The organism is Segeticoccus rhizosphaerae (assembly GCF_009192725.1).
Classification (GTDB): domain Bacteria; phylum Actinomycetota; class Actinomycetes; order Actinomycetales; family Dermatophilaceae; genus Segeticoccus; species Segeticoccus rhizosphaerae.
Window position 1 is genome coordinate 1 of sequence record NZ_VOHR01000023.1, and the last position, 26,534, is coordinate 26,534.

Genomic DNA, 26,534 nt, shown 5'->3' on the forward strand with positions numbered 1-26,534 from the left:
CAGCGAGAGCAGGAGGGCGCCCGCGAGCAGCGCCGCCGCGACCGTGACGACCGCAGCGACGGTCGACCGGGCGCGCACTCCCGCGAACACGCGGGCCAGCCGGCCACCCCACTTCGACATCGTCATCGCCCGCCTCGCTTCGCCGAGGTGATCCTACGAGCGGCGGCGGTGCTCACGGACCCGCCACGCGATCACGCCGACCACCACCAGGCCGAGCACCACCAGCGCGGCGGTGCGGCCCACCGTCTTCTCGATCCGGGCATACGAGTTGCCGGCGAGGTAGCCGAGGGTCACCACGACCGCGCCCCAGACGATCCCGCCGGCCGCGTTGAAGGCAAGGAAGCGGCGGTAGGGCATCTGCGCAGTGCCGGCGAGCGCGGGCATGACGGCACGGAAGAAGGCGACCCACCGCCCGAGGAAGACCGCCACGCCCCCGCGCCGGGCGAGGAAGTCCTGGGCGTCCTGCAGGCGGTCACGGCGCTTCGCGAAGATCTTGAGATCGAGCAACCGCGGCCCGAAGTGCTTCCCCACCTCATATCCCACGCTGTCGCCCACGATCGCGGCGACGATGACGACGGCCAGCACGGCGGCCAGCGGCACATGGCCCTGGCTGGCGGCGACCCCGCCCAGGATCGCGGCGGTCTCGCCCGGGATGACGAAGCCGACGAAGAGCGCGTCCTCGGCGAAGACCACCGCCCCCACGACGAGCAGGATCGCCCAGGTCGGCGCGGACAGGATGCCGTCGAGGAAGTTGGTCATGCGGGGTCCTCGCGAAGTATCGGAGCGAAGCGGAGAGCGGGGTCCCTGCGAAGTACCGAGTGAGGCACGAGCGAGGACTTCGTGGGGTGCTCTTCGTGGGGTGCGGTCATGGCAGGTTCACGCTACGACCTGACCGCTGTGCCCGCCCTGAGCAGCGGCGACCAGCGGCGACGGTGACCCTGCCGCGGAGGAGCGCGACCACAAGCGCTGAGCTCGTATGCCGGCCGGTCACCTAGTCTTGTCTCTCGTGTCCACCCCCGCGCCCCCGAGTGCCCTGCTGCAGGAGGCAGTGCGCCACCTCGCGCCGGTTCTGCCGCTGCTGACCGAGCTCGGCGAGCGGTTTGCCACGGGTGGCCACGAGCTGGCGCTGGTGGGCGGCCCGGTGCGCGATGCGTTCCTGGGGCGGACCTCGCCCGACCTGGACTTCACCACCGATGCGACGCCGGAGGAGTCCCTGGCGCTGCTGCGTGGCTGGGCCGACGCCCACTGGGAGGTGGGCCGCGCATTCGGCACGATCGGTGCCCGGCACGGTGGCGTGACCGTGGAGGTGACGACCTACCGCACCGACGCCTACGACCGGACCTCGCGCAAGCCGGAGGTCGCCTTCGGCGACAGCCTCGAGGACGACCTGGTCCGCCGCGACTTCACGGTCAACGCGATGGCGCTGCGCCTGCCCGACCTCGAGTTCGTCGACCCGCACGACGGGCTGACCGACCTGGCCGCGCGCCGGCTGCGCACGCCCGGTGCCCCGGAGGAGTCCTTCGGCGACGACCCGCTGCGGATGATGCGGGCGGCGCGGTTCGTCGCACAGCTCGGGGTGGCGGTCGATCCCGGCGTGGCCAAGGCCATGGCGGAGATGTCCGGGAGCCTCTCGATCGTCTCGGCCGAGCGGATCCGCGACGAGCTGGTCAAGCTGCTGCTGGCGCCCTCGCCGCGGGCCGGGCTGGACCTGCTGGTGCGGACCGGCCTGGCCGACGTGATGCTGCCCGAGCTGCCCGCGCTGCGGCTCGAGATCGACGAGCACCACCGGCACAAGGACGTCTACGAGCACTCGCTCATCGTGCTGGAGCAGGCGATCGCCCTCGAGGGGCCCGCTGGTGGACCACCCGAGTCGGTGCCCGGCCCCGACCTGGTGCTGCGGCTCGCGGCACTGCTGCACGACATCGGCAAGCCGGCCACCCGCCGCTTCGAGTCCGGTGGCGGGGTGAGCTTCCACCACCACGAGGTGGTCGGGGCCAAGCTGACCCGCAAACGGCTGCGGGCACTGCGGTTCGACAAGGAGACGGTGCGCGACGTCAGCCGGCTGGTCGAGCTCCACCTGCGTTTCCACGGCTACGGCACCGGGGAGTGGACCGACTCGGCGGTGCGCCGCTATGTCACCGACGCCGGACCTCTCCTGCCGCGGCTGCACCGGCTGACCCGGTCGGACTGCACCACGCGCAACGTCCGCAAGGCCGCGCGACTGGCGCGCACCTACGACGACCTGGAGGAGCGGATCGAGCGGCTCCAGGAGCAGGAGTCGCTGGCGGCCGTGCGTCCGGAGCTCAACGGCAACGAGATCGCCGAAGCCCTCGGCATCGCGCCGGGACCGGTGCTGGGCAAGGCCTACAAGTTCCTGCTGTCGGTCCGGCTCGACCAGGGCCTGATCGGCAAGGAGAGGGCGCGGGAAGAGCTGCTCGCCTGGTGGGCCGACCAAGACGAGTGACGGCTCGTCGCCGGTTGACCACTTGCAGCGACCCCGGGCTGACCACCGAAGGCATCCTGGCCGGGCATCGACCGGCGGCCGGCAAGACGGCACGGCCAACTACGGCAACGCCACGTGTCGCACAGCACGCGATCGTGCCGTTTGCGAGGCCCTCCGGGCTGTCCGACTAGCGTCCGTTCCGTCACGACGCGACGCGAGCCGTTGGGCGGCTATTGGCGCACCCGATAAGGTCCGTGCTCGGAAGGGTTGGTCGGTGTGGAGCTTGTGTCCGCTGGACAGGAGAGCGCGTGCGTCTCAGGTGGGTCGGTCCGACCATCGTTGTGCTCATCGCGGCACTGTTGGTGCTGGACGCTGCGCTCACGACGCATACCATTCGCAACGACCCCGCGCTGAGCGGAAAGCCAAGCACGTCGAGCTCCCCCGTAACCGCTCCGTCGCCGATCTCGTCGTCCAGGTCGAATAGTCCTCGACCGAATTCCACGCCCGTTCCCACCGTTCCCCCCTCACCGGAGACCACACGGCCTCAAGGACGAGTGATGGTCGAGGCGGTAGACCGTGATCACGTTTGGCGGGTCTACGGCGGTGAGTGCGACGGTGCCCACGCACAGATACAACGTTCGGACAATGGTGGGCGCACCTGGCTCGACATACCATCACCACTGCCCGTCATCACCCGTCTCCAACTGAGATCGACCGACGAAGCATTCGTGGTCGGCGCCGACAGTTCCTGCCGACCCCAGCTGCGGAGCACCACCGATGCGGGCGCCGCTTGGGCAGCCACGTCGGATCCGTCGCGGGCTTGGTACATCGACCCCGCCGACAGGCACGTGTTCAACAGCCCGGGAGCGGGGCCGTCCCGTCCGTGCCAGGACGAGAAGGTGCTCGGCCTCGCGGTCACGACCGTCGGCGGGGCTCGCATCCTCTGCGGCGACGGAACGGTGCGGCAGACGGCAGATTCCGGGCGGTCCTGGTCGACGATGGGTCAAGTCCCCCAGGCGGTGACGATGGCGGTTCCGCAGCCCGACGTCGAAACGACCTACGTGCTCAGGCACAGCGATGGCTGTGACGGTATCGAGATCGTGGCCTTGGACCGGCCCAATCAGACCGTGTCTTGCGTCCCGACGCCCGACCACCTTCAAGAGGTCGCCTTGACGATCCCGTCGCGATCAGCGCTGCTCCTAGCCGGCGAGCAACTCCTCCGGAGCTCTGATCTCGTTTCCTGGACCCGCGTCGACGCGTCCGGTCCCACCTCATCCCGATAGCCTCCGACCGATGCGCATCCTATTGATTACCCACTACTATCCGCCCGAGAACGGGGCGGCCCAACATCGGTGGGATGCGTTTGTGCGTAACTTCGTTGCCGCCGGCCACCAGGTCTCAGTCCTCGCCCCACCACCGCACTTCCCTCGACGCGGTGCTCAGTGCGTCCCCCGGAACATGCGCGCGGGTTCGCTCCACGAGGGTCTGCACGGCGAGAGCGTCCTGCGCCTGCACTACCTCGAACACGGCAACGGTCTCAAGCTCCGCATGCTCGACCAAGCCATCACGGCACTGGATGCAGTCCGCCGTGGGATCTTGGTGTTCGGGCCAGAGGCACGCCGCCCGGATGTGGTCATCGCCACCGTGCCCGGGCTCCCATCGATTCCAGCAGGGCTGGCGCTGAGTCGAATCCTGCGGCGTCCCCTCATAGTGGAGATGCGCGACGCGTGGCCTGACTTGATCGACAACCACCGTGATTGGGACAACGAAGACACGGCTCGACCGACACAGAGCTCCCCGAGTACCGCACTTTCGCAGAGCCTCCGGCGGCTTGTGGCACGGGTTGTGACCATCCTCCAGCGGCAAGCAAATGCGCTCGTTACCACAACCGAGGGGTTCGCTGAGACGCTGCGCGCGAGAGGTATGCCGTTCGTCACCGCCGTGCGCAACAGCACTCTGACCGAGCAGTGGGTTGCCCCGTTATCCCCGGCTGGGCCCGACGAGAAGACCTTACGCGTGCTCTACCTAGGGACAGTTGGGCGCAGCCAAGGGCTCAGCACGGCCATCCGCGCGGCAGCACGCCTCAACGACGAGGGGGTGCATATCCAACTTCGCATCGTGGGCGATGGCGCCAGTCGCCACGGGTTGCAGGAACTGGCCGAGCGGCTGACCGCTCCAGTGCGGTTCCTCGCCCCCGTCCCGCGGCCGGCCGTCATCGGACAGTACAGATGGGCCGACACCATTTTGGTAAGCCTACGTGGCTGGGAGCCCTTCCGCTGGACCGTGCCCTCCAAGCTCTATGAGGCACTTGCCAGTGGACGGCACATCACGGCCGTCCTGAGCGGCGAAGCCGCTGAGATCGTGGACGAGGCCCAGGCCGGAGACGTCGTTTCTCCTGGTGACGTCCAAGCGCTGGCTGCCCGCTGGTCGAAGTTGGCGGCCGACAGGACGAGGCTCGACGTCGGCACCGGTGGGATCCGCTGGGTCCACGCGCACGCGTCCTCCGACGCACTAGCCGGAACCTACTTAGCACTGCTGGAGACCGTTCGCGCAGCAAGCCTGCGACGACCGCCCCGAATCTGCGAAGTCGCCCGCAACGCCGGTCTGCTAGCTCGGGTTGCCACAGCCCACGCCAGTGAAGATCCGCTGCTCCTGCTGCTGCAGGCGAGCCGCCGGCTGCCCGGCCGGGCAAGGCAGTTGCTGTCCCGCGCGCTTACCTCGGGCACTTCCGATGACGACGGGGGCATGATCGCCGTCTTGGGGCACTGGCTCGCGGATCGCCCCGACGATGCCGTGCACTTACTGCGGCGACTCCCGGCGAGCGAGCATCGCCTCCAGCAGCGGCTAGTCGCCGAACTCTCGATCACGCTGGGACTGGATGAGATGGTCGCGCCATTGCTGGTATGCCGTCCGCTGACCCGGGCACGGGCGGCATGGGCGCGCGGGGATATCTCGTCTGCGCTGGCAGCGGTCGAGCAGTCACCTGGCCGGTTGCGAGACCGTCTGCTCGCCGAAAGGCGGTTGCTGCTGCCGGGCGCCCGACTTACCGCACGGCCACGGACAGTATCGCGTGGGCGCCCGCGGCCGCTCACGGCCTTGCACGTGCTGACCAACTCCGTCCCCACCACCCATAGCGGTTATGCGATCCGCAGTCACGAGGTGCTGAAGGCACAGCGGGATACGGGCATCGACGTCAGCGCGGTGACGCGCATCGGCTATCCCGTCTCGGTGGGACTCCCCTTGGCAGGGCATCGTGACCTCGTGGAGGGCATCACGTACCGGCGGATCCTGCCTGCACGGCTCGAGAGCACCCCCGACCGCCGGCTACAGCAAATGGTCGACGAGGTGCTCCGCTTGGTCGACGAACTCGAGCCGAGCGTCCTGCACACCACAACGAACTACACCAACGCCTTGGTGACGGCAGCAGTCGCGGCGTCTACCGGTCTGCCCTGGGTATACGAGGTGCGAGGGGTGCTGGAGGACTCGTGGATGGCGAGGCTGCCAGTGGCCGGGCGTCCCAACGCGGCCGTCAGCGAGCGCTACCGCATGCTCAAAGCGAAGGAGTCGGAGATGGCAGCCGCGGCGGACGCGGTGGTCACTCTCAGCGAGACAATGCGCGACGACCTCGTCGGCCGCGGCGTGCCGGCCGACCGAATCAGCGTGATGCCCAACGCAGTGAGCGCTGACCTGCTCACAGATTCTGCGTCGCCCCACGAGGCGCGTTCTGATTTGGGGCTTCCCACCGGCGGCTTTTGGGTCGGCACGGTGAGCAGTCTGGTCGACTACGAGGGCTTGGATACCTTAGTCACGGCGGTCGCTGAACTGCGACGCCGCGGCGTGGACGCGCGTTGCTGCATCGTCGGGGACGGTGTTTCGCGCCCTGGCCTGATCGCGCAGGTGCGCGACCTCGGACTTGAGGAGCATGTCCTCATGCCGGGTCGTGTGCCGCGCGCGGCGGCGATCCGCTACCACCAGGCCCTGGACGTCTTCGTCGTGCCACGCCGAGACGAGCGGGTTTGCAGGACCGTCACTCCGCTGAAGCCCATCGAAGCGATGGCTCTAGGTCGCGCCGTCGTGGCAAGCGACCTGCCAGCGCTAGCGGAAATCGTCTGCCGCCCGGGCGCTGGCCTGGTGGTGCCGGCGGGCGAGCCTTCAGCTCTGGCAGAAGTCCTGCAGCGGCTCGCCGAGGAACCCGCCCTGCGAGCATCGCTGGGAGACTCCGGCCGCCGTTTCGCCGCTGGTCGCACCTGGTCGATGATGGGCCAGCGTTACCGGGCGCTGTATGCGCGGCTCGCCGTGAGCGAGGACCAGCCGTGCGTCGGTTAGGCTAGCCTGGTCCACGAACGAAACTTGGCGAGGCTCCATGTCCTTTACCCCTTCCGACACGTCGTCGCCGTCGTCGGACGCGGCATTGGAGGGACCTGCGGGGGAGACCTCGCTTGACTCGATGAGAACAGATGAATCGCTAGGACATCTCCGCAGGATCGGCCAGCGCCCGTCGTTAGGTGTTTACACGGTGCAGCTGTGGCATCGGCGCCACTACATTTGGGCTGACTCCAAGGCGCGCAGCCGGTCGGGGCACAGGGGGATGTTCCTCGGCAGCGCATGGCTCGTCCTCAAGCCCTTGCTCGACGGCGCCATTTATGCGCTGATCTTCGGGTTCCTCTTCAATACCAACAGAGGGATCGCGAATTTCCCCAGCTATGTGATCATCGGGACCTTTCTGTTCCACGCGACGTCCAACTGCCTGAATGGTGGGGCGAGTTCGATCACGAGCGGCGCCAATATGATTCGCGCCTTCGCGTTCCCCCGAGCCGCTCTGCCGCTGTCCGTTGTGACCCGCGGCGTGGTCTCGATGGGTCCGATGCTCGCCACGATGATTGCATTGATCCTGATTATCCCCCCGCACGCCCAGGTCACGTGGCGATGGCTCTTGTTTCCGCTTGTTCTGATGCTGCAGATGCTGCTCAACACGGGCCTGTCTCTCATCACTGCCCGCCTGACCTTTCAGGTGCCCGACTTCAGACTGATCCTGGGTGTCATCATCCGGATCCTGTTCTACGGCTCCGGCGTCTTCTACTCGATCGACCGCTTCGTCCACCACCCTTGGCTGCAGTTCTTGATGGAGAGCAACCCCCTATTCATTGTGCTCGACATGAGCCGGGATGTCCTCCTCTACGACCGCACGCCAGCGCTATCTTCATGGCTGTTGCTCACTGAGCGTTCTCTGCTCATCCTGCTTATCGGATACGTCTTCTTCTGGTGGAAGGAGGAGGACTATGGGCGGCCGTGATGCGGCCAGGCGACAGCCGTCCGTCGTGGTCAGGGATCTGCACGTGCGCTACCGGACAGATGCAGACGTTGTCCGGCATGGCCGGGGCCGGCACGGCGGGCATGGGCACGAGAGCCGATGGCTCTCTGGCAGGGGGGCCGTCGTAGAGGCTCTGCGTGGCGTCTCGTTCACGACATACGAAGGCGAGTCTGTCGGGATAATCGGTCAGAACGGCTCCGGTAAGAGTACTCTGCTCCGGCTCGTTGCCGGGCTCGAGCGGCCGACGTCAGGAGAGGTCTGGGCGAGCAGCCAACCGGCCCTCCTCGGGGTCAATGCCGCGCTTCAGCCCGAGCTCTCCGGCGCGCAGAACGTGCGCCTCGGCTGTCTGGCCATGGGGCTGACGCCGGCCGAGGTCGACCGCGTACTGCCCGACATCCTGGAAGTGTCGGCCATAGGGCAAGCCATCCGTCTTCCCATGAAGACCTACTCTTCCGGCATGGCGGCGCGCCTGCGCTTCGCCATCGCCGTCGCTACGCGCTCGCGGATCCTACTCATCGACGAGGCCCTCGCCACCGGAGACGCAACGTTCAAGGAGCGGAGCGAGGAGCGTCTTCGGGAACGTCTGTCCCGCGCCGGTACAGTCTTCCTCGTCACCCACGTAGGCAAGGTCGTGGAGCAACAATGCGCCCGGGCGATCTGGCTGCACGACGGTGAAGTCGTGCTTGACGGACCGGCCTACGAGACGGCACAAAAGTACCGTTGGTGGGCTTGGAACGTCGCCCAAGGAAAGCACTCAGTCGCGGATGCGCTTCTGGGGGAGGCAAGGTCGTCTGCAAGCACATAGGCTCTGAACCCAGCCCTCATCGCGGGAAGAGTTCCCCCACACGCGGTTCCCAACCGCCGAGACGACAGTTCTAAGTCATCGAACTCAGTCCCACAGCGAGGGATCGATGCCAAAGTCCGCGAGCAGTCTCGCGTTGTCCTGCTCGTGCGGCCGCAACACCCCTCGTTGTTGGGTCGGAGTGATGAGTCTGGCGCTTTGGTGGTTAAGTACCGCACGCTCCTGCAACTGAAGCATCCTGCCGTATGCCCGTCTCTCGGGCAACGACATGCCTGGGAAAGCCTTTAAGGCTCGCTCAAGCGCCCCCCGCGAGAGGTTCCTGTTCGACTTCCCCAGATCTATGTCCGGCACTTGGCACGAGAGTTTGGCCACTTCTAGGAAGTCCTCCACGAACCGCCGTGGCCCCAGCTCAGCAAGCGATTCGAAAACTCTCACATGCAGATGCCCCCGACCGAAAGCATCAACCAAAGTCGCAACTATTCGGGACCAAGACAGAAGCTCGAGTTCCAGCTGATCGTAGAACGACCGGAAGGGGACGCCCAGCACGCCACTCTTCACATGCTCCACATAAATGGAGTTGACAAATGTGTCTTGGCGACGCAAGTACAGAATCACATCAACTTCGTCAAATGAACAGAGGTCGGCCATCCGGGCAGCGGAATGCTGTATATCACCGTAGAAGAACCGTTCAGGAGGCCGCATCCACAGGTTGGAGTACGAAAACAGGCTCTCTGCAGATAGCACCACAGTGTCATACTCGGCTGATCGCGCCACACTACCGAAAAAGCTCTCCACGTCCTCGCGTAACGACGAGTCCAAAGCCTTGGGGTGCAGATATGAAAGGACGCGGTGGGGAGTCAATTCCGTGTAAGGTATGTAACGAATGCCCTCGGCAGGCATCTGTCCTTCACAAGCAGCAAGCACATCCTGTATCAGCGTCGTACCAGTCTTGTGGGCACCACTATGAATCACGAGCCTCAATCCGTCACCTCCTGGCCAAGTGTCATATGATCATGACGATCCAGATGTCCGTTAGACTGGGGCACTTGGGAGAGATCCATCTCCCTTTGAACAATCCTTGACTTCGGCGACTGTGAACGGACGCGCAGAGCCGCCCGCGCGGATTTCGCCAAGAATACCGACGGCTCTCTGTATAAAATCCCTATTGCCTCCGCCAATTGGTGATGATTCTCCGCGTCACAGAGAAAGCCGCAATCTGAATCAACAAATTCAGGCACGGCGCCCACCCGCGAGGCAATTGGAACCAGGCCGGACGACATCGCCTCGTCACGAGATACCCCGTGCGTATCCATACGCGACGGAATCAGCATAACGCCGTGACTCTTGTGCAGCTGACGAATCTCGTCGCGCGTCACGAAACGTTTAACGAGGCGAACATTCTCGAAATGCGCGATTGGTTCGGTGGTCGATTCAAAGAGCGGGCCATCACCTACGAACGTAAAGTTGAGTTCTTCAAAGAAAGGCCTTCGGGATAGTTCGAGGACGGCTCGAACACTTAGGTCATTGCCGTACACGTCACTGGTATACGGTCGAATCGAGAGAATCGACTTTCGCTGATCCGAGCTCTTTTCTTCATAGTCAAATGCATCTGTGTCGATTGGATTATGAATGACGTAATAGTTCACTTCGGATGGTGAAATCTCCAAGTCCTCGAGGGCCGTCTTTGCCAAATAGTCGGACACGAAAACGAAACTCACATTGGCCGGCGCCTCCTTGAAAACCGTGCGCCAGAAGGCCAACCTAGCCGCGCTCGCCTCCTGCGCTCGCCCCAGCTCCTCACTCGTCTGCTGAGGGGTCGCGCGCCGCCACCAAGCCTGTATGTCGCTCCCATGTATCCAGATCGCTGCGCCCCTCAAGCGTTGGGAATTCCTTGCAATGACCTGCCATACTTCCGGAGTCAGGAAGTGCACGTACGTGAACTCCACCGGCCCTCCACGCAAACACTCCTCCAGATGAGCGGTCGACGCTTCAATCACATCGACGCCACGGAACTCCCGATAGTGCGGTGAAGGCCTATCGACGACGCGGAAGACCTCGGTCTTCTTCCCCGCTCTCAGGTATTCACGTGCCCGGGTGTGTACAAACTGGTTCCGATAAAGATCATGGTAGTCGGGATATATGTTTGTGACAACGAGCAGTGGAGCACTGGTTGGGACGCCTGCCGTCAATTCATGGAATGCAGCGGGAACCAACCGCGTGATGTGAGTGAGACCACCACCTCTCACTCGGATTCCCACAGTAAAGCGCGAAGCTAATGCAGGAATGGTGAAAGTGTTATTCCGATTGGGATAAAGCATCCGATGCTCGAGACGTTCACCCGATGCGTCAAAGAAGATCAGCGCCACCTGAATATCCAAGCCTGGCGAAGCTTCAGCATAAAGGGCCCCCTCGTCCTCAAATCCCCAGTCCGTTAGCGACGGACGATGGGCAGAGTAGATATACGTTCGCTCATCGTGCCCCATCGAAGAGCGAACTTCGAAGGCCCCATCCACATAACCAGTCTCGATGCCGGCCTTGGTGGCCGACGGGAACCAGCCAGCTATAGCCTCGAGGTCTATCGTGTGCGGCTCATGGCCCTTTCGGACCGCTGCCCGTGACCCAGCTGATTGAAGAGATCTTAAACTCATACCATCGTCAGTTGGCAAGTCCACCACCGACTTTAGGCTGGATTCTTCTAAGTCAGAACCGCCTTCGCAGTAGTTGAAGGGATCCACGGCCAATTGATTCCCCACAGCAATCATCTCACTGCAGTTATTGGCCAACGCGCTTCCGACGGTCGTCTTATCCGCCACACTGCGATTCAGCACCGACCGTCTATACGCTAGGTCATGAGTCCTCTTGTAGCAAGTGCCTTCAATCAGCTCTGGTGACGACCCATGTTGCGCTGTGAAACGCCGAGATTTCCCCGTGACATCTACATCGGAATACTTATAGGCCAGTAAGAGGTCGGTCAGATATCCCGCGCCGTAAAAGTCATCGGGCGAGAAAATGGCAAAATACTCGCTTTGACTGACGGAGGGCATCGAAAGATCCCTGCAGTCCTCAAGGACGTGAAGGGAAATGCGATCATCCATGCCGGAGTCTAACCACGTCTCGATTGAGGCAGGTTTAAAGACGTGAAGCGTCAGATTTGACGCTGTCTGGCGATAGAAATTGTCCAGGTGTCGCGCATACTCTGCCTCGGTTTGCGCCAAGCCAAATATGGCCGTACTGGTCTCCCAGCCGGATTTGTTGACGATACCCAGCGCTTCCGCTAGCGAGGCAAGCCGTGCGGCATAGGTGTGCTCACTTAGAACCTTTCTCAGCGCCTGATTCCGGCGGCGCTCCTCGCCGAGCGGCGTCTTCCGCAATGCTCGCATGCGGGCGACGGCCTCTGGACCGTTGTCAGTGCTGATGACGAGGTCGCCGAACATTAGGCGCAGTCCACGCGAGTAGTTGCTGACAACAACACTATTGCTTGCCATCAGCTCGAAGACGCGCCGCGCAAACATGGACGGCGACTGCTTAATCGAATTTAAATTCAGGCCGTACCTGTAGCCCTTATACGCGATCCTGATCTCTTCGGGAGAAAGAGTCCCGGCGATATATTGTTGGAATCTCGCGGGATATTGGTAGTTGGAATCTTCAGTCCCGAGCATTCTGTCATAGATCGTCAGGGGCATTACGGACGCGACGCTCAGCGCGAGTTCTTCAAAGTCTCGACAACGCTCTGGGTACCCTACGTAGTAGGCACCCGCGAAGCAAACGCCATCCTCCGGTGCGTCCTCGACAATGGGGTGATGTCGTCGTGGCTGTGCAGCGAAAGGAAGAAAGGAGACCTTCTCGTGAGCGAGCCGTGACTTGTACCTTGGTACGCAATCGAGGTCTGTGGTAAAGACATGATCGACGAGACTGGCGACATTCAAGAATGTCGAGAAGTGTGCTGGATCCTCCTTATTCCAGAATGCGGTCGGTATTGAGCGTTCGCGACACCAAGCTATGATCCCGCGAATCTCCGGCCCGCACTGCTGAACCGTGTTCCACCAGCAGCCGTCCTTGCCACGCCAGGCGGACTCAATCAGCAGGAAGTCTGGTTGGCAGGTTCCCAGCTGGTGCTCCCACGCTTCGGGGCTGAGCTGCGTGAAGTCGCACTCTGGAGAAAAATCCGCATGGCTGAACTCGTCCAATATCCCGGCGACGCGAAGGCGTCGCGCCTCAATGGGAACCATGTTTTGTGACGGGATGCCTTTTCGTTCACTCGGCTCGCCGTCATCGACAGCAGCTCGAATGGCAAGCCTATGTGGAACGGCTTGGGAGAGGGCACGTTGGGCTCGTTGCGCGCGGTGCCGTCGGTACAAGCTGTACAGGCTATAGGGAAGGGTGAAGAGACTCGTCGGGTGGAGCACCACTTGGCGGAGCTGCAGGCCGAGCCGGTAAGTGACGCTTTCCCGTAGGGTCGCAATCTTCTCTCGCTCGCTTGCCAGTTCCTCACCCAGTTTCGCGCTGTTAGCTTGCTCCAGTGCCAGCTCGTTCTGAGTGTGGTTCAACCTCTTAGAAAGCGCATCCATGTTGGCGTGCTCGCGGCTAACTTTCTCAGCGAGGTCTTCGGATGCGCGCCTCTCCGTTGCGAGTTGCACATTTAAGGACGCGACTTGATCTTCGAATTGAAGCGCAAGTGCTTCGAGATGGTCGGTTCGCTCGTTCCGTCGTTCTAATTCCGACTCGAGCGCTGTCAGATCGGATTGAGCCTTGGATCTGGAATGCTCGGCAGAACTGGCCAAGTGCCGAATCTCCACGGCCTCGGCGGCTTGATCTCTAAACGCGGACTGTGCTTCGATTAGAGCATCGCTCACCCGGCTCAAGTCACTAAGAAGCCGCCTTCGCTCCGACCGCCAGGCATCCTGCTCCGACATTAATTTATCGTTCAGATCGTCGAACTTGGTCTCCATTCTCGCGATGTCGGCGGCGTTTGGTCGCTCGCCGACCTTCGACCGGGCCTCTCGCAGGGCGCCGCGCAATTCTATAAGTTCCATCCGCCGTTGCTTAGCGAGGGACAGCGAGCGACGCGCCTGGCGCGCAACCGAGCGACGAAGTTGCAAATCTCGATCCCGAGCTTCTAAGAAGGCAGCCTGACGAGCGGCCAACCGTCTATCACACTCAGAAGTCGGCATCAGCATAGGGTCAGGAGCGAGTTCGCCAATTGACAAATCGCCCTCTGCGGGGTCGGCGTACTGCGAGGGAATCGAGTTGGATTCGTCCTCTCGAGCATCGCTCGAGGAGGGCGTGGCCCTGGACGACGGCGCGTTCGCGTGGCCAGGTCGAGGTGTGGGCACCGTAGCAGCGCGATATTTTGCATTGGCCGCATTCAGGCTAGTTTGTAAGCTCTCGACACGAGCGGTGTGCCGGTATATCTCTTTCGCAGAGCGGGAGAGGAGTCGGCGCAGTTGCTCTGGTTCGACAACCGATTCGGCGTGCACGAACAGATTCGTGGGCGTCGCATTGAAGGTCTGCCAGTAGCAGTAGCCATGTGGCGCGAGCCAATCCTGAACGGCGTCGTAGTCGGCCTCCGTCATCGACTCCACATATAGCAGGGGATGTTGAGCGTGGAGAAGCCGTGTAGCCCCCTTCAGTACGTCCAATTCCATGCCTTCGACGTCTATTTTGATGGCTCGAACCGGGCGTGCGAAGGAAAGTGAGTCGAGGGTTATCACCTCGACGCTTCCAGGGATGGCATCGACAACTACGCGTTGGCTGCCCAGATTACTCGAGTCAGGTAAGATTAAGCGGCCCCGGCCAGGATGCGCGCCTACCGCCTTCCTCAAGACGGTGATCCGGTCCGATGCACGGTTGAGGTTGGCACTTTGCAGAATTGCTGTAGCTAAATGCTCGTCCGGTTCGAACGCGATGACGTTGCATTTCGCTGCTAGAGCCAAGAACATCGTGTGATTACCGACGTTCGCGCCCACATCCAAAACGAGATCGTCTGGAGACAGGCGTCTTGCCATGTCTTCAAGCATCCAGCGTTCATATGGGTGCCCCTCTCGCCTGACGAAACCTTGTATGTAATCTGATTCCCAGTCGGGTAAACACATACGGTACAAACCACCAGATGCGGCCACGTCAAATACGTCGGAGCCCGTTGGCTCAATAGAAGTCAATGCGCACCTCTCAGGAAGTCTCTTCGGCTGTGGGCGCTGACCCGCAAGTCAGCGGTGGGGCGGCGCTTTGGTCTCGACTACGTAGTGGTATCACCTAGAGGGGCTGCTCTTTTACCGCCGGAACATTCTTGTCCCTGGGCTTTCCTGTCGCCAACCCCCAAAATCCCTTGGTGTCCACGATGTGTTTGTCCTTGATCAACTCAGGGTCTAGGGATCTAAATGCGGAGTGAGCCACCAAGAGAACGGCCACGTCAGCGTCGGTAAGAGCATCCTCTGCGTTTGCCAACGTCACGTTGGCAAACTGTCCTAATCGAGCCGGCAACTCACACACGTGAGGCTCCACAACACGAATGAGTCCGTTCTGAAGTCGTTGGGCCAACCCTTCTACAATCCGGACGGCCGGGGATTCGCGAAGATCGTCAATATCGGGCTTGAAGGCCAACCCGAGGACGGCGATTCTTGGAACAGCTATGCCGCTCGCCAACTGCTCGATTTGCCTAAGCACATATTCCGGCTTTGCATCGTTCACTTCGCGTGCAGTCCGGATCAGACGAGACTGCTCAGGTGTCGACGAAACGATAAACCAAGGATCCACCGCGATGCAGTGGCCACCTACCCCGGGGCCAGGCTCCAGTATGTTAACGCGCGGATGCTTGTTCGCCAGTGCAATCAACTCCCAAACATCTACCCCAAGCCGGTCGGAAATCATCGAGAGTTCGTTGGCAAAGGCGATGTTGACGTCCCGGAAGGAATTCTCAGTCAGCTTGGCTAACTCCGCTGTCATCGCGTCGGTAGTGTGCAGCTCACCCTTACAGAAGGTGGCGTAGACGTTGCGGGCCATGTCACTGGCTGTCGACGTAAGACCCCCGACAATCCGATCGTTTGTAACGAGTTCGATCATCACTCGTCCGGGGAGCACGCGCTCGGGGCAGTGGGCGAAGTGCACTACCGGCCTCCCGTCACCGCCTTCCAGGCTGAGATCCGGCCGATCCGCCAAGATCCGCTTGGCTATGTGGCAGGTCGCGCCTGGAGGCGACGTCGACTCGAGAATGACCAGCTCGCCGCCGGACAGTCGGGGAGCGATCCCGTCGGCCGCCGCCTCGATGTAGGAGAGATCCGGCGCGTAGTCCTCAGCGAACGGCGTGGGCACGGCCACGATGAATACGTCCGCTGAGGGAGTCTCCTTCTGAGCGCGTAATGTGCCTTGCTTGACCGCTACGGCAACGAAGGTGCCGAGGTCTGGTTCGACGAAAGGAACTTCACCTCGGTTCACTGCGTCAACGGTAGGGCCGCTGACGTCGACACCGATGACGGTCCAACCGTTGGTGGCGAGGGCCGCCGCCGTCGGGAGGCCGATGTAGCCCAGGCCGATCACTGCAACGGTCTTGGTGTTACTCATGCGTGTCCTTCTTCGATTCAAAGGTGCTTCTTGAATTGGGCTCTTCATACTGGTCGGACAGTGTGGCGTCAAAGCATGCAGTGAGCCAGTCCTTTCCCATAGAACTGCACCTCGGCATTTGCAAGCAGTTCGGCGTCGGAAGCCAACCAAGTGTGCTGGTGACCACTTCCATAGCGCATCTGCACGAAGTTGTAGCGGTCTGAGGAGTAGACCTGTGCCCCCGCCGCGACAGTCGACCGCAGGAAGCCGCTGTCCTCCCCGCGCCTCACCTCAGGGAACGGGTGTTTGAGCAGCAGATCCCGATTGGTCATGATCGTCGGGCCGGCCACGAAGTCGGTGTAGCAGTGCTCCCGTTCGGGGTAGCGTAGAATCGTGGCGTCGATCTCTGCCGCATACAAGAAGTGCGCCTGCTTGCCCACCACTTGAGCACCGCTGTAGTCCAGCGCGTGAAGTTGGTCGGAGAGGTAGTGATCACCGTAGAGATCGTCGTCATCCATCTTGCTAACGACTGCGCCGTCAGCCGCCTCCACCAGCATGTTGAGACATGAGCCGAGGGGCACGTCTTTGCCCGCGTGCAGCACCATCACGTCTACGATGCCTGCCTCCTTCGCCCGCGCCCGAAGAGCAGAATCTTCCAAGTCGAACCCATGCGCCAGCACCAGCAATTGGGGTGACACTTCAAGCTGCGATGCAACGGTCTGCAGCACGTGGTCCAGCCGCCAAGGCCGATGCGTCGAGACGAGTACAGAGACACTGGGTCGCTCATGGCGGTGACCGGCAACGCCGGCAGCAGTCAGGACATCGTCCACGCGGTGCGCATAGGTGTGCATGCTCCAGATGCGCCGTTGGCCGAGGTGCACCATACGATCTCGCAACTCCGGCGAGCGCACCAGGGCTCGGAGAGCGAACTCCGCCTCGGCGGCTTCCCCCACTTGGCAAACCATGTCGGGTGTGAAGAAGTGCTCGATAGCCGCGCTCGGCGCCGACACGACGGGGGTCCCGGAAGCCGTGATCTCGAAAATCCTGCGTGCACACATGCTGGGCGAATCGACCACTGAGTTCACGTTGAGGAAGACCTTGTATGCGCGGTAGGCGGAGAGCATCTGGGGGTAACTGAGGGTGCCGACGACCCTCTTGTCGAACGGCGCTGGAAACTGATAACGCTCGTCGCCGCCGAGCTGGCGGGAGAATATCTCGAGCCCGTGCGTCATCCGGCCTTGCACGCGCTGCGCGGCGCCGAGTAGCAGGTCCATCTGCGCCCGACGCTCCGGGTACTTGTGCGCGAAGTACATGCCGGCAAAGGCGATGTCCCGTGCCTGAAAGCCCTTCGCAGGCCGCACCGGGTTGTGCACCATCGGCTGCGCCGCGAAGCTGAGCGGCGCCACCCGGTCGTGTCCTAGCTCTTCCCGGTAGCGCCCTGCAACGTCGACGCACGAAGTGAAGACATGGTCGAAGAGGCGTGCCGTGTCGAGGAAGTCCTCGAAGTGGACGGGGTCCTCCTTGTTCCAGAACACCGTCGGCACTCCGTGCGCGCGGCACCACTGCACCAGTTCGACAAGCGCAGGACGGGGCGCCGTGGGTCCTGTGAGGTGGTAGAGCCACGCTTTGTCGTTGCCCGACCAGGCCGACTCGACAAAGAGCAGGTCCACCGGTCGGGCCTGGAGCTCCTCGTACCAATTCTGCGGAGTGATCTCGATCTGGGCCCACTCGTATCGGAACGCCAGACAGGAGAAGTCATCCAGGATGACTGCCACCCGTAGTAGCGGGCGACGGGGTTCGCGCTCGGGTATGTCCCAGTCGGGGAAGGTGATTCGCGCCTTGCCAAAGCGGAGACGGGCAACCCGCCGATTCCTGGAAGCCACCGAAGACGTGAGTTTCACCCGCCGGCGACGCTGTCGCCACGCTCGGAGCTGGAGGAGGCCCCCATGGCGCAGGTGCCATAATGCCGTGCGCCACTCGCGAAGTCCCAAGCCATGGTGTGTGCCGGTCACGAGGCGACCTCCAGGTCCTCAACCGCGGAGGCGATGGAGCGGTAGACCGCTGCGTCGTAATGGAAGGGAGCTATCCCCCACTTGTGTCCTTCGGCCGCACGGGCGAGGTCCTGTCCGATCTCGATGACGCGGATGCGGCACTGTCGTCGGACGGTCGTGACATATCCAGCCGTGGCGCGGTTCGCCTGCTTCGCGCTGATTCCGAAGCTCGCGGGGGTTCGTCGACCCTCGGTGGTCCGCTCAGCCCACGCGGGTGCAAGCAAGACCGTCCGCTCGAGGAGGTCGAGTTCCCGCAGCAGCGCGAGCCATCTTCCGACCGCAACTGACCAGAGCTCGCGGTGCTCGCGGCTGTCGAACGCGACGAGCCGTCCGGGAACGCGACGGTTGCTCTCTCGCTGTGCGGTCAGCAGTTCCACGGAACGGGTGACGACGCCTCCGTCGTCCTGAATGTAGACACCGAGCCGCTCGTCTACCAGGTCCCACAGCAGCAGGTCGACCTGCCGAGCTTTGGCACGAAGTCGCGCCGACAGCCCCGAGGCGACGTCTTCCTGGACGATCCGCCGCTGAAACGGACTGGTGAGTTTGGAGAGGTCGACGCCCGGATCTCCCGCCTTCCCGAATGCGCTGATCAATGACTGTCTGGCGACATACGCCGACAGTGCGTAGCGGTCGCCGTCGAAGTACTCGAACGAGTCCCGCGACACGCAACTGCCGTAGATGAAAGTACGGATGGCGATCTCAGGCTCCAAGATGAGACGAACTGGCGTAGTCGGGCAGACGTTCGCCCAAACCAAACATGTGGCTCAGCGCAGCCACTGTACGTTGCGCCGCGTAACCGTCACCGTAGGGATTCACCGCGTTGGCCATGGCCGCGTATGCCATCTTGTCGACCAACAAGCGCGTGACTTCCCCGACGATCCGGTCTTCGCCGGTCCCAATCAACTTCACGGTGCCCGCGTCGAGCGCTTCGGGCCGCTCGGTGTTCTCACGCATCACGAGCACCGGCTTGCCGAGGCTCGGCCCCTCTTCCTGCACACCTCCGGAGTCAGTGAGCACGATGTTCGCCATCGACAACAGTCGGGTGAACTCGCCATATCCGAGCGGCTCGGTGACCACAACATTGGGGAGACCTTCCAGGTGAGGAAGGACCGCCTCCCGGACGATCGGGTTTCGATGTGCCGGCAGCACAATCCATTGCTCCGGGAAGGCCTGTGCGAGCCTGGCCAGCGCGCGACCCATGCCCTCCATGGCACCCCCCCAGTTCTCTCGCCGGTGTGTCGTCACCAAGAGCACCCTCTGGTCCGCAGCGGCGAGCTTCTCGAGCATGGGGTCGGTGAAGGAGACCTCCTTGTCAACCGTCGCCAGCAGGGCGTCGATGACCGTGTTGCCGGTCACCACCACGTCGTCGGCCGAGACTCCCTCGCGCAGTAGGTTGTCCCGGCTGCGCGGTGTCGGCGCCAAGTGCAGGCGAGCTATTTGCGAGGTAAGTCTGCGGTTTGCCTCCTCGGGGAACGGCGAGTCGATGTCGCCTGACCGTAGGCCGGCCTCTAGGTGGACCACAGGGATCCGGCGGTAGAAGGTGGCCAGTGCGGCAGCCGTGGAGGTGCTGGTATCGCCCTGCACGATCACGGCATCGGGCTGCTCATCGTCGAGCACAGGATCGAGGCGCTCCAGGACTCGTGCCGTGATCTGGGCGAGGCTCTGCCCATGGGAGAAGATGTCGAGGTCGTGGTCGGGACAGATGCCGAAGATCTCGTTGACCTGGTCGAGCATCTCCCGATGTTGACCGGTCACTACGGTGACCGAGGCCATCCCGGAGGCTGACTCTAGGGCGCGAACCACCGGGGCGACCTTGATCGCTTCCGGCCTGGTGCCATAGACCGTCATGACGCGGCGGGTCATCGGGAGGTCCTCTCAGTGGGGGAGTTGGGCCGTTCCGGGGGTCGTTTCGCGCCTGTGCCAACCGAGAAGCGACTGTGCCGAAGGACATGCGGCAAGGCCAGGTATCCAGCGCAGAGCAGCACGGTCACCGAAGTAGCAAACGGCCAGGACAGGATGACCCAACAAACCGTGATGAAGGCGCCCAAACTCGCGGTCAGGGCTGCGACGGCCGGGTGAGGCCAACCCAGGTCGGAGACCAGGAGTTGGTACCCGTGCTCCCGGTGCGGGCTGGTCAGGGACTCGCCCCGCGCTCCACGTCGGATCAGGGTAGCCGCGACATCCGAGGCGTAGAGGGCCAAGGGAGCTAGCAGCAGGTGCAAGTGATGGTCGGCCGTCAGGCCCCGCAGGACGCCCATACCAATCAGGCCACCGAAGAGATAGCTGCCGGCGTCACCAAGGAAGAGCCGCGCGGACGGGACGTTGAACGGCAGGAAACCGACTGCTCCCCCGAGGGATACCGCCCCGACGACAGCGAGTAGCCGGTCACCGCCGAGCAGACCCACGCCGAGAGCCGCCCCCGCCCAGACGGACACGTTGAGGCTCGTGATTCCGTTGATGCCGTCCATGAAGTTGACGATGTTGACGACGACGGGCAGCAGGATCGCCCCGGCTAGGATCGCCCAGTCTCCGCCGAGGGCGATGCCCGCCACGATCCCTGCCACAAGCTGCGCAACCAGCCGGGGGAGGGGGTCGAGGCCGTGCCAATCGTCAAGCAGACCGACGCCCGCCAAGGCGAGCGCTAGGAGGAGGACTACGACCCGTTGGGAGCCAGCGTGCGGTAGAGCAACGAGCAACCCCGCGGCTGCTGCGGCGGCCACCGCGACGCCGCCGCTCCGCGGGACGGAGACCGCGTGCGAGGACCGCGCATTGGGCACATCCATGAGGCCGGCGCGCCCACCGATCCGAATCGCCACCGGCGCGGCGGCAGCGGTGAGTGTCAACGTAACCACAAGCACGACAAGGACATCAGGCATCGACGTTTGCCATCTGGCGCTCGGCCGCCATCTGTTGGCGCATCCATATGCTCGCCGAACCGTGGCGCTGCGGTGAGGCGCGTCGGATGAGTTCCGGGTCGACTTGGGGAACGGCCACGCGCGACACCAACGCGTGCGCCGTGGGCTGCGGATGCTCTCCCGTGCCGTAGAGCTCTTCGACCAGCTTCTCTCCGGGACGCAGCCCGGTGTAGACGATGTCGATGTCGCGGCGGCGCGACATACTGATCAAGGTGTGCGCGACTTCCGTGATGCGCACCTGGTCACCCATGTCTAGTACGAGCACGTCGCCTGACGTGCCGACCGCGGCAGCCTGCAGTACCAGCTCACACGCCTCTGGCACGAGCATGAAGTAGCGCCTCACATCCGGATGGGTCACCGTGAGCGGTCCCCCGGCCGCGATCTGGGCCAAGAAGGTGGGTACGACGGAGCCACGGGACCCCAACACATTGCCGAAGCGGACGCTGACATAGCGCCCGCTGTGGGCGCGTGCGGCGAAGTCGGCTGTGAGCCGCTCGCCAAGGCGCTTGCTCAGGCCGAGTACGGAGGTGGGGTTGGCTGCCTTGTCGGTTGAGATGTTGACGAAGGTCCGCACCTGCACGGCGGCGGCCGCGGCCAGGACGTTGAGGCTGCCCAGCACGTTGGTCTGCCATGCCTCGAGGGCGAAGCGTTCCAGCAGGGACAGGTGCTTCAGAGCCGCCGCATGGAAGACCACCTCGGGCCGCTCCAACTCGAAGATTCTGCGGAGAGCTTCGGCATCGCGGATGTCCACCAGGAGCAGGTCGTCGTGCTCCAACAGGGCCCGCCCAGTCAACTTTAGCTGCGTCGCCTGAAGCGCTGACTCGTCGCGGTCGAGAAGCAGCAGCCGCGAAGGGCCGAAGCGTGCGATCTGCCGACACAGCTCCGCCCCGATGGAACCGCCGGCTCCGGTGACCAGCACCGTGCGGCCGCTGAGCTGTTCCGCCACGGTCGTGCGGTCGAACTCGACCGGGCGGCGGCCGAGCAGGTCCTCGAGGTTGACGTCACGCAGGTCTTGCGCCGATGGGGCCCCGTCGAGGATCTGGCTCAGCCGCGGGAGTACCTTGGTGCGTACCCCCGCGACGCTCGCGCGCTGGCTGATGTCGCGGATGAGAGCGGCGTCCGCGTTAGGTAAGGCGATGAATACGTCCGTCGCGTTGAACTTGCGGACGACGCCTTCGAGATCCTCGCGTGTGCCGCGGACACGCACGCCGTCGAAACGGAGACGCGCCTTCGTCTTGTCATCGTCCAAGATCGCGACCGGGAGAAAGGTGCTCGATTCGTCGCGGAGCAGGCTTCTAGTCAAGCGGCGTCCGGCTTCGCCGGCCCCGAAGAGGACAACCCTGCGTTCCTGTCCACGTCTGGTCGTTCGCCTCAGGGCCGCGGCCCGCACTGCAAAGCGGGTGGAGAACATCGCTAGGAGGGCCAGGGCAGCTGCGATGATGGGAACGCTGCGGGGAACCAGCACCGGATAGGTCAGCAGAGCTGCGGTGAACAGTCCACCACCGACCACCAGCACTGTTTTGGCAATGTCCGTGACTTCTTCGAAGGACCCGTGTCGGTGACCGGCAGAGTAGGGGCCGACGACGGCGCCGATGAGCAGTTGCCCAATCGCGGCGCCAATGGCAAACCACGCTGTCCCGCGGAGGAGGACCAAGTCGATGTTGAAGTCGAACCGCAGCCAGCAGGCCAGGTAGACCATGCCAGCCCAAACGACAGCATCGAGAAGGGCCCAGGACCAGCGGCTGAATTGCTTGCGGGGTGATGGCCTGCACGCCATGCCATCACCCCTCCCTTGCTTCACGCCCGACCCTGCACCTTAGCGCTGCGTTGCAACTGACGAAAATTGGGAATTCACGGAAGCGCGCCCAAACAGATTACGAAGTAGTTACGATCCAGCGAATTGCATCCCAATATCGCTGTTCGTCGGAATGACTCTTAGATGCGGTTCTCAACTCGTCTAGGAAGGGCTGTGTAAGGGCTGGGTGCCTTTTCGCGTCCGGACCCCGGGTTAGGGAACCTGGTCGCCGACGGGATAAGTCGAGAAGTCGTCGGTGCGCAACGCGAAGCCCAGATCGTTCATGCCGATCTTGTCGACGATGTCGATCGACTGGCCGTCCGGGCTCGTGCCGAAGCCGGTGAAGGGCGCGGTGATGAAGACGACGTCGTTGCCCCGCACGTGGCGCAGGCTGAGGGCCTCCGAGCGGAGGTCGCCGGTGCTGAAGGAGTTGTCCACCGTGAGGTTCTTGGTGGCCGCGTCGACGAAGTGGGCGAACTTGACCGGGTTGGTCAGCGTGCTCTTGCTGAGGGCCTCGAGCAGGAGGGCCTTGAGGAAGGCCTGCTGGCGGCGCCCGCGGGAGATGTCACCCTCGGACAGCTGGTGGCGCTCGCGCACGAAGGCCAGCGCCTCCTCACCGTTCAGGTGGTTCATGCCCTTGTGGATGTCGCCGGCGGGCCCGTGGCTGGGCTCCTCGGCATAGACGTTGACTCCGCCGACGGCGTCGGTCATCCGCTTGAAGCCTTCGAAGCCGATGTGCGCGACGTGGTCGATCGGCACGTCGACCAGTCCCTGCACGGTCTTGACCAGCAACGGTGCCCCACCGAAGGCATACGACGCGTTGATCTTGTTCTTTCCGTGGCCGGGGATGTCGACGTAGAGGTCCCGCGGGAAGTGCACGAGGTAGACCTTGCGGCGGTCGGAGGTGAGGTGCACGAGGATGATCACGTCCGAGCGCTGCCGGCTCTGCCCCGGCCGCTCGTCACTGCCGATGAGCAGGATGTTCTGCGACTTGCCGGCCTCGGCCGCGCGGGTCGGCACGGACTCACCCGGGTTGGGGGTCGGCAGCAGCGCCTCGCGCTGGACGTTCTTGTTGACCGTGTGGTTGAGGAACGCTCCGTAGCCGGCCACCACCCCGACGACCAGCAGCACGACCAGGGCAAAGCCGACGATGGCGATGCGGCGTCCGCGGTGACGGCGCTTCGGCGGCTCCCCACCAGCAGGCCCCTGACCGTCCGCGCGTCCGCCCTCCCCGAATTCCTCCAGCATGGGCAGAGCCTAATGCTGCAGATCCGGAGCCCTCGCAGGCCCGCCCATGCCACCAGGTTGCGCGCAGGCGTGGAGCCGAGGTCGACCAACCGCGGGCACGGCACACGCCGCTCTTTCAGTCCTGCTGGCACCGCTCCCGGGCCCACGCGACGTAGTCCGTTGTGCGGTTGGTCAGCACGCCGTCCACCTTGGCCTTCGCCGCCTCGGCCCACTGCGCCTCCGTGTCGGCCGTCCACGGGTAGACCTTGACTCCCGCCCCCTGCCAGGCCTTGACCCGGGCGGGCGTCGCGATGGACAGCCGGGGCAGCAGCGCGTCGCCGAGCGACCTCGCCTCCTTCGGCGTCACCGGCGCGCTCGTGACCAGGGCGGTCTGCATCGCCGGGTTGAGCCCGTGCACCGTTTTGAGGTTGCCCGCGTAAAACGACTCGACGATGGTGCGCTTCGCCATCCCGGCCTTGGTGATGTCGGACAGGAAGGTCCGCACCTGGGCCTTGGTCGCGCTCGGCTGCTTCAGCTCGACGATGACGTGCACGTCCTGGGTCTTGGCCAGGTGCAGGAACGCCTCGAGCGTCGGGACCCGCACGCCCTTCCACTCGTTGCCCATCCACCCGCCCGCGTCCAGCGACTCGACCTGCGCGAGGGTCTTGGCCGAGACGCGGCCGGTGCCGTCCGTGGTGCGGTCGACGGTGTCGTCGTGGAGCATGACCGGCTGGCCGTCCTTGGTGAAGTGGACGTCGCCCTCGATCGTCTTCGCCCCGTCCTCGATGGCGGCCGTGAACGAGGCGATGGTCTCCTCCGGGGCGACTGCCGGCTCGCCGCGGTGCCCGATGACCGGGGGGACGCAGTCGGTCGTCCCCGAGGTGGGCGCGCTGCCCCCGCCGCAGCCGGCGAGGAGCAGAGCAGCGGCCAGGGCAACGACGGCGGAGCGGGGCATGCTCGCAGAGTATGCCCGCGCACGAGGCGCCCCCGCGGGATACCCTTGTGTGCGGGTTTTCTCGGGTTCCTCTCAGGCTCGCGGGAGCACCATGGTTCCCACCCACACTGCAACAGCCGTGCCGACGGACGCGAGGAGGCGAGGCACGTGGTCATCGCCACGCAGCGCATCCGCAGCCCGGGTGTCGTGCGCGGCCTCGCCGCGTCCGCGCTCGCCGTCGCCCTGCTGTGGTGGGGGATCCCCAAGATCACCGGTGCCACCTGGTCGGCCATCTCCGACACGATGCGCGTGGTCACCTGGCCGGAGATCGCGGTGCTCGCCGGGCTGTGGATCGCCGGCCTGGTCGCCCACTCCTTCGTCCTGACCGGGGCCCTGCCCGGGCTGACCTGGCGGCGCGCGCTGACCCTCAACCTGACCGGCAGCGCCGTGTCCAACGTGGCGCCGCTGGGGGGAGCCCTGGGCGTCGCCACCAACCTGGTGATGGTGCGGGCCTGGTCGTTCAAGGACTCGGCCTTCGCCGTCTTCACGCTGGTCACCAACGTCTGGGACGTGCTGGCCAAGCTGGTGCTGCCGATCGTGGCCGTCACCGTGCTCTTCCTCGTCGGCGGCGTCGCCGGCCACGCCCTCAACGTGGCCGCCGTCGTGGCCGTGGTCTTCCTCCTGCTCGTGGTCATCGTCGGTGTGGTGGGCCTGGCCAGCGACACCGTCTCCCGGGTGCTCGCCCGAGGACTGGCCCGGATGGCGCACCGCGTGCTGCCCGCCCGCCTCGCCTCCCGCGCGGAGGGCCTCGAGGACGCGGTCGTCTCCGCCCGGGACCACACCCGCAGCATCGTGCGGCAGCGCTGGCCACAGCTCACCGCAGGCATGGCGTCGTATGTCGTGTTGCAGGCCGTGCTGATGTGGCTGAGTCTGCACGTGGTCGGCGCCGACCTGGGCTTCTCGGCGGTGCTCGCCGGCTTTGCCGTGGAGCGCTTCCTCACCCTCGCGATGCTCACCCCCGGAGGCGCGGGCATCGCCGAGGCGGCCACCGTCGCGACGCTGGTCGCCCTCGGCGGCGACCCGCTGACCGTCGCCGCCGGTGTGCTGATCTACCGCGGTTTCACCTTCCTGCTCGAGATCCCGGTCGGCGGCTTGTGGCTCGGCGGGTGGCTGATCTCCCGCGCCCGGCGTGGGACCGTTAACGCATGAGACACCCCACGAAGAGCACCCCACGAAGTCCTCGCTTGTGCCTCGCTCGGTACTTCGCCAGGGCCCCGCTCTCCGCTTCGCTCCGATACTTCGCGGGGGCCCCGTCGTGAGGATCCTGCACGTCACGGACACCTTCCTGCCGACCCTCGGCGGCGTGGAGATCCTGGTCCACGACCTGTCGACCCGGCAGGCGGCGGCCGGCCACGAGGTGAGCGTGCTCACGCGCACCCGGGCCAGCACCGATGCGATGGTGCCCGGCGTGCGCGTCGTCCACGGTCACGCGCCCGACCCGGCCCTGCTCGCCGAGGTCG

General features: G+C 64.2%; 16 protein-coding genes and 1 pseudogene. 6 read left to right on the top strand and 11 right to left on the bottom strand.

Annotated features, from left to right (window positions below; translation table 11 throughout):
- Positions 1-153: 153 nt before the first annotated feature.
- Positions 154-759, bottom strand: coding sequence for a DedA family protein (locus FRW57_RS03655; protein WP_137119535.1), 606 nt, complete (start codon positions 757-759; stop codon positions 154-156).
- A gap of 217 nt (positions 760-976) precedes the next feature.
- Between FRW57_RS03655 and FRW57_RS03660 the strand changes: the two genes are divergently transcribed.
- The 4 genes from FRW57_RS03660 to FRW57_RS03675 all read left to right on the top strand — a co-directional run bounded on the left by FRW57_RS03660 (position 977) and on the right by FRW57_RS03675 (position 8,559).
- Positions 977-2,464: a CCA tRNA nucleotidyltransferase gene (locus FRW57_RS03660; RefSeq protein WP_152185324.1), complete on the top strand. Its 1,488-nt coding sequence runs from the start codon at positions 977-979 to the stop codon at positions 2,462-2,464.
- A gap of 1,272 nt (positions 2,465-3,736) precedes the next feature.
- Positions 3,737-6,769 carry a glycosyltransferase family 4 protein gene (locus FRW57_RS03665; RefSeq protein WP_152185325.1) on the top strand — a complete coding sequence of 1,011 codons (3,033 nt, stop codon included), beginning with the start codon at positions 3,737-3,739 and terminating at the stop codon, positions 6,767-6,769.
- A gap of 262 nt (positions 6,770-7,031) precedes the next feature.
- Positions 7,032-7,736 (top strand): ABC transporter permease, encoded by a 705-nt coding sequence (locus FRW57_RS03670; RefSeq protein ID WP_162529248.1) that lies wholly within the window; start codon positions 7,032-7,034, stop codon positions 7,734-7,736.
- Positions 7,723-8,559: an ABC transporter ATP-binding protein gene (locus FRW57_RS03675; protein ID WP_152185327.1), complete on the top strand. Its 837-nt coding sequence runs from the start codon at positions 7,723-7,725 to the stop codon at positions 8,557-8,559. The genes FRW57_RS03670 and FRW57_RS03675 overlap by 14 nt, the downstream gene beginning before the upstream one ends.
- Positions 8,560-8,643: 84 nt before the next feature.
- Here FRW57_RS03675 and FRW57_RS03680 read toward each other — a convergent pair whose 3' ends face one another.
- From FRW57_RS03680 to FRW57_RS03725, 10 genes are all read right to left on the bottom strand, one after another.
- Positions 8,644-9,537: a hypothetical protein gene (locus tag FRW57_RS03680; protein WP_152185328.1), complete on the bottom strand. Its 894-nt coding sequence runs from the start codon at positions 9,535-9,537 to the stop codon at positions 8,644-8,646.
- Positions 9,534-14,573, bottom strand: coding sequence for an FkbM family methyltransferase (locus tag FRW57_RS03685; protein WP_162529249.1), 5,040 nt, complete (start codon positions 14,571-14,573; stop codon positions 9,534-9,536). The genes FRW57_RS03680 and FRW57_RS03685 overlap by 4 nt, the downstream gene beginning before the upstream one ends.
- Positions 14,574-14,808: 235 nt before the next feature.
- Positions 14,809-16,113, bottom strand: coding sequence for a UDP-N-acetyl-D-mannosamine dehydrogenase (gene wecC / locus FRW57_RS03690; RefSeq protein WP_152185330.1), 1,305 nt, complete (start codon positions 16,111-16,113; stop codon positions 14,809-14,811).
- Between the two features lie 68 nt (positions 16,114-16,181).
- Positions 16,182-17,867 (bottom strand): glycosyltransferase family protein, encoded by a 1,686-nt coding sequence (locus FRW57_RS03695; RefSeq protein WP_238999277.1) that lies wholly within the window; start codon positions 17,865-17,867, stop codon positions 16,182-16,184.
- A 233-nt stretch (positions 17,868-18,100) separates the two neighbouring features.
- Positions 18,101-18,898, bottom strand: coding sequence for a DUF6270 domain-containing protein (locus FRW57_RS03700; RefSeq protein WP_338055348.1), 798 nt, complete (start codon positions 18,896-18,898; stop codon positions 18,101-18,103).
- Positions 18,843-20,006, bottom strand: coding sequence for a non-hydrolyzing UDP-N-acetylglucosamine 2-epimerase (gene wecB / locus FRW57_RS03705; RefSeq protein WP_238999279.1), 1,164 nt, complete (start codon positions 20,004-20,006; stop codon positions 18,843-18,845). The genes FRW57_RS03700 and wecB overlap by 56 nt, the downstream gene beginning before the upstream one ends.
- Positions 20,003-21,019 carry an MraY family glycosyltransferase gene (locus FRW57_RS03710; protein ID WP_152185332.1) on the bottom strand — a complete coding sequence of 339 codons (1,017 nt, stop codon included), beginning with the start codon at positions 21,017-21,019 and terminating at the stop codon, positions 20,003-20,005. Before FRW57_RS03710 ends, wecB begins: the two co-directional genes overlap by 4 nt.
- A complete protein-coding gene (locus FRW57_RS03715; RefSeq protein ID WP_238999281.1) occupies positions 21,012-22,757 on the bottom strand; it encodes a nucleoside-diphosphate sugar epimerase/dehydratase in 1,746 nt (581 codons plus the stop codon). Before FRW57_RS03715 ends, FRW57_RS03710 begins: the two co-directional genes overlap by 8 nt.
- A 309-nt stretch (positions 22,758-23,066) precedes the next feature.
- Positions 23,067-24,101, bottom strand: coding sequence for an LCP family protein (locus FRW57_RS03720; RefSeq protein ID WP_152185334.1), 1,035 nt, complete (start codon positions 24,099-24,101; stop codon positions 23,067-23,069).
- A gap of 115 nt (positions 24,102-24,216) precedes the next feature.
- Positions 24,217-25,035, bottom strand: coding sequence for a glycerophosphodiester phosphodiesterase (locus tag FRW57_RS03725; protein WP_152185335.1), 819 nt, complete (start codon positions 25,033-25,035; stop codon positions 24,217-24,219).
- A gap of 147 nt (positions 25,036-25,182) precedes the next feature.
- Between FRW57_RS03725 and FRW57_RS03730 the strand changes: the two genes are divergently transcribed.
- Both FRW57_RS03730 and FRW57_RS03735 read left to right on the top strand, forming a co-directional pair.
- A complete protein-coding gene (locus tag FRW57_RS03730) occupies positions 25,183-26,223 on the top strand; it encodes a lysylphosphatidylglycerol synthase transmembrane domain-containing protein (RefSeq protein ID WP_162529251.1) in 1,041 nt (346 codons plus the stop codon).
- Between the two features lie 106 nt (positions 26,224-26,329).
- Positions 26,330-26,534: pseudogene (locus FRW57_RS03735) on the top strand (glycosyltransferase); the annotation flags it as partial.

What these genes read in the sequence shown, in the direction of transcription:
- FRW57_RS03710 (WP_152185332.1), bottom strand. Translation starts at nt 21,019, where the DNA reads ATGCCTGATGTCCTTGTCGTGCTTGTGGTTACGTTGACACTCACCGCT.
- FRW57_RS03720 (WP_152185334.1), bottom strand. Translation starts at nt 24,101, where the DNA reads ATGCTGGAGGAATTCGGGGAGGGCGGACGCGCGGACGGTCAGGGGCCT.
- wecB (WP_238999279.1), bottom strand. Translation starts at nt 20,006, where the DNA reads ATGACCCGCCGCGTCATGACGGTCTATGGCACCAGGCCGGAAGCGATC.
- FRW57_RS03655 (WP_137119535.1), bottom strand. Translation starts at nt 759, where the DNA reads ATGACCAACTTCCTCGACGGCATCCTGTCCGCGCCGACCTGGGCGATC.
- FRW57_RS03675 (WP_152185327.1), top strand. Translation starts at nt 7,723, where the DNA reads ATGGGCGGCCGTGATGCGGCCAGGCGACAGCCGTCCGTCGTGGTCAGG.
- FRW57_RS03670 (WP_162529248.1), top strand. Translation starts at nt 7,032, where the DNA reads ATGTTCCTCGGCAGCGCATGGCTCGTCCTCAAGCCCTTGCTCGACGGC.
- wecC (WP_152185330.1), bottom strand. Translation starts at nt 16,113, where the DNA reads ATGAGTAACACCAAGACCGTTGCAGTGATCGGCCTGGGCTACATCGGC.
- FRW57_RS03665 (WP_152185325.1), top strand. Translation starts at nt 3,737, where the DNA reads ATGCGCATCCTATTGATTACCCACTACTATCCGCCCGAGAACGGGGCG.
- FRW57_RS03660 (WP_152185324.1), top strand. Translation starts at nt 977, where the DNA reads ATGCCGGCCGGTCACCTAGTCTTGTCTCTCGTGTCCACCCCCGCGCCC.
- FRW57_RS03685 (WP_162529249.1), bottom strand. Translation starts at nt 14,573, where the DNA reads ATGCTTGAAGACATGGCAAGACGCCTGTCTCCAGACGATCTCGTTTTG.
- FRW57_RS03725 (WP_152185335.1), bottom strand. Translation starts at nt 25,035, where the DNA reads ATGCCCCGCTCCGCCGTCGTTGCCCTGGCCGCTGCTCTGCTCCTCGCC.
- FRW57_RS03715 (WP_238999281.1), bottom strand. Translation starts at nt 22,757, where the DNA reads ATGGTCTACCTGGCCTGCTGGCTGCGGTTCGACTTCAACATCGACTTG.